General features: G+C 41.5%; 3 protein-coding genes. 2 read left to right on the forward strand and 1 reads right to left on the reverse strand.

Going from position 1 to position 5292, the window contains the following annotated elements; translation table 11 throughout:
• Positions 1-935: LysR substrate-binding domain-containing protein (locus tag ACOVO2_RS14490; protein WP_421770668.1), on the reverse strand; the 935-nt coding region annotated here is incomplete at its 3' end.
• A 264-nt stretch (positions 936-1199) separates the two neighbouring features.
• Between ACOVO2_RS14490 and ACOVO2_RS14495 the strand changes: the two genes are divergently transcribed.
• On the forward strand, positions 1200-3530 hold the full coding sequence (locus ACOVO2_RS14495) for a PSD1 and planctomycete cytochrome C domain-containing protein (protein WP_421770669.1): 2331 nt from the start codon (positions 1200-1202) through the stop codon (positions 3528-3530).
• Positions 3531-3635: 105 nt separating this feature from the next.
• Positions 3636-5087 carry a DUF1501 domain-containing protein gene (locus ACOVO2_RS14500; RefSeq protein ID WP_421770670.1) on the forward strand — a complete coding sequence of 484 codons (1452 nt, stop codon included), beginning with the start codon at positions 3636-3638 and terminating at the stop codon, positions 5085-5087.
• The last annotated feature ends 205 nt before the right edge of the window (positions 5088-5292 follow it).

Consider the following 5292-nt stretch of genomic DNA (forward strand, 5'->3'; position numbering starts at 1 on the left):
ATCTCCACCACAAACTGCTTGCCATTTTGCTGCGGAATAAAAGCCTCAACGCCAGTTTTTATTTCTTCGGCCAATACTTCGAGCAGTTTTGTTTTTACAAAATGGCGGTACGTAACCAAGCTTATTTCACGCACAGGTACGGGAGCTTTAAACTCTCGTATCTGTTTTTTTTGCTTTTCGCTGAAATTAATCACCGCCAACTCTGGTACAACCGTAATTCCGTTATTCATTTCCACGATTTTTAGTAGCGATTCTATACTTCCTGCTTCATATTCAAGATTACTAAAATCGGTGTTTTTCTTACGCAACTCGCATAAATTCATCATTTGCGAACGCAGACAATGCCCTTCTTCCAACAACCAAAGCCGATTGACATCAATTTCTTCGGGCAAAATAAACTTTTTCTTGAGCGTAGTTTCTTTATCTGATACAAAAACTACCAATTTTTCATAGAATAGCGGGTATTCTTTTATGCCCTCAATGTTTATCGGAGTTGCCAAAATACCTACATCAAGATGGTCGTTTTCGAGTTGTTCTACAATCTGATTAGTATTTAATTCGCTAACTTTTACTTTTAGTTGTGGGTTATTTTTCAATAAATTATATAAAAACAAGGGCAACAGATAAGGTGCAAGCGTAGGAATAATGCCGATTCTGATTTGTCCTTTAACTTCAGCTTTGGTGTCATTGGCAAGTTGTTTTAGGTAAGAAGTTTCTTTCAGAATGACCTTCGCTTGTGTGATAATTCCTTTGCCTGTTTCGGTTGGTACAACGGGCTGTTTGCTTCTATCGAAAAGAATTACCTCCAATTCTTCTTCGAGTTTTTTTATCATCATACTCAGGGTTGCCTGCGTAACGCAACATTCATCGGCCGCCCGCTGAAAATGGCGGTGTTTGTCAACGGCTACTATGTATTCTAATTGCTGGAGGTTCATTCTGCGATAATTTACTTAAAAGTAGACTTTTCAAGACAAAGTTAATATTAAATGGGGCTTTTGAGGTAGTTTTTTATTTGATTGCCTATTTCGTGGGGAACTATAAATTGTATAATTATAAGAATTTTAAGTTTTTTTTGTAGAATTGATGGTTTTGTATTTTTAATTATTATCTTTATTAAATTTTTTTAATAATTGATTTTCATAGTCAGTTAACAAAAAATATCTTCAACAATCTATTCGTATAACCCGATTTACTAACCGATGAAAAGTGTAGTTTTTAAGGCTAAAACTTTTTTACTTTTGTTGCTTACAAGCGTAAGTTTAGCAACAATTGTGTGGAATTGTACTTCTTCGTCTGCCGCAGAAACCGCTGCAATTCCCGACGAGGTTGACTACAATTTCCATATCCGCCCGATTCTTTCTGACCGTTGTTTCAAATGCCACGGGCCTGATGTCAGTAAACAAGAAGCTGGTTTACGCCTCGACACCCCCGAAGGTGCGTATGCTGCATTAAAAGATAACCCAAAAGCTCATGCGATTGTGGCGGGAAGTTTGGAGCAATCGGAGGTTTATCAGCGAATCATTGCGAAAGATACTGCCGTTTTGATGCCACCACCTTCATCAAACTTAAAACTGACCCAACACGAAATCGAACTGATTGCCAAATGGATAAAGCAGGGAGCAAAATACAAGCCTCATTGGGCGTTTATTGCACCTCAAAAACCAAAATTGCCCGAAGCCGACGAAGATTGGGTGAAAAATGAAATTGATAATTTCGTTTATGCTAAAATGGACGAAAAAGGCTTGAAACCCAACGAAGAAGCCGACAAAGAACGCCTACTAAAACGTGTAAGTTTCGACCTCATTGGCTTGCCTCCAAGCATCGAAATGCAAGAGCGTTTTTTGAAAGATAATTCACCTAATGCTTACGAGAAAATTGTGGATGAATTACTGAAAAACAAGCATTATGGCGAAAAAATGGCCATTTCGTGGCTCGATGTGGCTCGTTATGCCGATTCGCACGGTTATCAAGATGATGGGCTACGCACGATGTGGCCGTGGCGAGATTGGGTGATTCATGCGTTCAATTCAAATTATCCGTATAGCAAATTCCTGACTTGGCAGTTGGCAGGCGATTTATTGCCGAATCCGAGCAAAGAAATGTTGTTGGCAACTGGTTTCAACCGAAATCATAAAATTACGCAAGAAGGGGGCGTAATTGATGAAGAATACCGCATCGAATACGTGACCGACCGCACCAATACTTTCGGAAAATCTTTCTTGGCTCTCACTTTCGAGTGTGCCCACTGCCATGACCATAAATACGACCCGATTTCGCAGAAAGATTATTATCGAACCTTCGCTTTCTTTAATCAAGTGCCAGAAAAGGGGCTTTTCGGAACGATTGATGCTTCGTTTGCCGACCCTCCCAACATGAAAATTACGACCGAAGACGTAAATTCTATCTTGAAATTTATCAATAAAAAAGATACGGCAAAGGTCATGGTGATGGTCATGAAAGATAGCTCGAAAGTTCGCCCGACTTATATCCTGAATCGTGGAAATTATGATTCGCATGGAGAAATGGTTGGAGTCGGAATTCCGAAAGCAATCATGCCATTCGATACCAATAAATTAGAGAAAAACCGACTTGGCTTGGCAAAATGGATGCTCGATGCCCGAAACCCACTGACGGCAAGGGTTTATGTCAATCGCCTTTGGGCTTCGTTTTTCGGTCGAGGAATTGTAAAAACTCTCGGTGATTTTGGAATGCAAGGAGAGTTACCTTCACACCCCGAATTGCTCGATTGGCTGGCGGTAGATTTCAGAGAAAACGGTTGGAATATAAAGCGTTTGGTAAAACAAATCGTGATGTCGGCCACTTATCGACAATCTTCAATAATTACCGAAAAACACTTAAAAACCGACCCCGAAAATATCTTTTTGGCTCGTTCAACTCGTATGCGTTTCCCTGCCGAAAACGTGCGTGACCACGTACTGGCAAGTAGCGGTGTGCTGAACGAAGAAATTGGTGGCCCAAGTGTGAAACCTTATCAACCCAAAGGACTTTGGGAAGTGGCAACTTCGGGGCGTGGAACTTTGGCAAGGTATGTACAAGACCACGAATCTGACCTTTATCGCCGAGGAATGTATGTGTTTATTAAGCGAACCGTTCCGCCACCATCAATGCTCATTTTTGATGCCAGCAACCGTGACCAATGCGAAGTGCAACGCAGCCGAACCAACACACCACTGCAAGCACTCGTAATGATGAATGACCCACAAACAATGGAAGGCTCAAGGGTTTTGGCCGAAAATCTGATGTCGGAAAATATTCCGTTGGAAACTAAACTCGAAAAGGCATTCCGACGTATCATTTGTCGAAAACCAAAAGCCAAAGAATTGGATATTTTGAAGCAATATTTTGAATCAGAAAAGGAGTTTTTTGCTAAAAATGCCAAGAAAACCGATAAAATGCTCAGCATTGGCGAATATAAACGCAAAGAAGTAAAAGACAAAAATGCAACCGCCGCTCTCATGCAAACTATCCAAATGATTTTTAATATGGAAGAGGCGATTGTTAGGGGGTGAAACGTAATTAAGACGGGGTCGCCCGAGCGATGAGGAATTAAGAATTTATTATTTCCTCATTCATTCGCTCAATCTATCATTCTATCATTCACTCATTGAATTTATATGCAAAACGAATTCTTCAATCATAAACTAAACATTACCCGCCGTCACTTTTTGGGTAAGGCTGCTGCTGGAATCGGTACTTTGGGTTTAGGCTCATTGCTGATGCCTAATTTATTTAAAGGCGAAGAAAACCTCGACCAATTGCCTTTGGGTTTGCCGCATTTTGCCCCAAAAGCCAAGCGAGTGATTTATTTGTTTCAGAATGGGGCTCCCTCTCAGCTCGAAACCTTTGATTATAAGCCTACGCTTACCAAAATGATGGGTCAAGATTTACCCGAGTCAATCCGAAATGGGCAGCGACTCACGGGAATGACTTCTAATCAGACAAAGTTTCCGTTGATGGGTTCGTTTTTTGATTTCAAGCAATACGGTCAGTCAGGTGCGTGGGTGAGCGATTTGTTTCCGAATATGGCCAAAATTGTTGATGACCTTTGCATCATCAAAACCATGAATACCGATGCCATTAATCATGACCCTGCACTCACTTTCTTGCAAACGGGGGCTCAAGTGGGCAATCGCCCGAGTATGGGAGCGTGGGCGAGTTATGGCTTGGGTAGCGAAAACAAAAACCTTCCTGCATTTTGCGTTTTGCTTTCTCGTGGTCGTGGAAATGGGCAAGGAGTTTATTCAAAACTTTGGACGAATGGATTTTTAGACTCTACGCATCAAGGCGTAGTTTTTAGCAGTGGCGAAGACCCAATTTTGTATCTCAATGACCCCGAAGGCACTGATAAAATTGCCCGAAGAAGAATGTTGGATAAGCTGGCCGAGCTTAATCATTTAGGTTTTGAAGAAAACGGCGACCCCGAAGTACAAGCCAAAGTGCAGCAATACGAAATGGCGTACAGAATGCAAACGGCCGTGCCAGAACTCACCGATTTATCGAAAGAACCCGACCATATCATAAAAATGTATGGCCCCGAGTGTTTAGTACCAGGCACTTATGCAGCTAATGCTCTTTTGGCTCGAAAACTATCAGAATCAGGCGTAAGATTTGTGCAGTTGTATCACCAAGGTTGGGACCAGCACGGAAACCTTCCCAACGAAATGCCACTGCAAGCCCAAGACGTTGACCGTGCTTCGGCAGCTTTGATTACCGACCTCAAACAACGTGGACTTCTGGACGAAACTTTGGTGATTTGGGGCGGAGAGTTTGGTCGAACAAACTATTGTCAAGGAACATTCACGAAAGATAACTATGGTCGTGACCACCACCCAAGAGCATACAGTATTTGGATGGCAGGCGGAGGCGTAAAACCTGGCATCGTTTATGGAGAAACTGATGAATTTGGCTACAACATCGTGCGTGACCCTGTGCATATTCACGATTTTCATGCAACAGTTATGCACTTAATGGGCTTGAATCATGAACAACTTACCTACAAACATTTAGGTCGAAGATACCGCCTAACCGATGTGGCAGGAAATGTAATTTCTGGACTAATGGCGTAAGAAATTATCAATGAGTGATTATTATGTTTACTATTCTGTTTGATGGGTAAAAGACTCAGAATTCAGAATTCAGAACTCAGAACTAAATGACCCGTTTTTATAAAATTTCATCATACCTATTATTAAGTCTAAATATTCTCTTGCTATTCTTTTTGGTGTTTGAAGAGCAAGTAAGCCTTCCGCTTTGGATGAGTCCACTTGGACG

It is taken from the genome of Emticicia sp. (assembly GCF_049241225.1).
GTDB lineage: Bacteria > Bacteroidota > Bacteroidia > Cytophagales > Spirosomataceae > Emticicia.

What these genes read in the sequence shown, in the direction of transcription:
- ACOVO2_RS14500 (WP_421770670.1), top strand. Translation starts at nt 3,636, where the DNA reads ATGCAAAACGAATTCTTCAATCATAAACTAAACATTACCCGCCGTCAC.
- ACOVO2_RS14495 (WP_421770669.1), top strand. Translation starts at nt 1,200, where the DNA reads ATGAAAAGTGTAGTTTTTAAGGCTAAAACTTTTTTACTTTTGTTGCTT.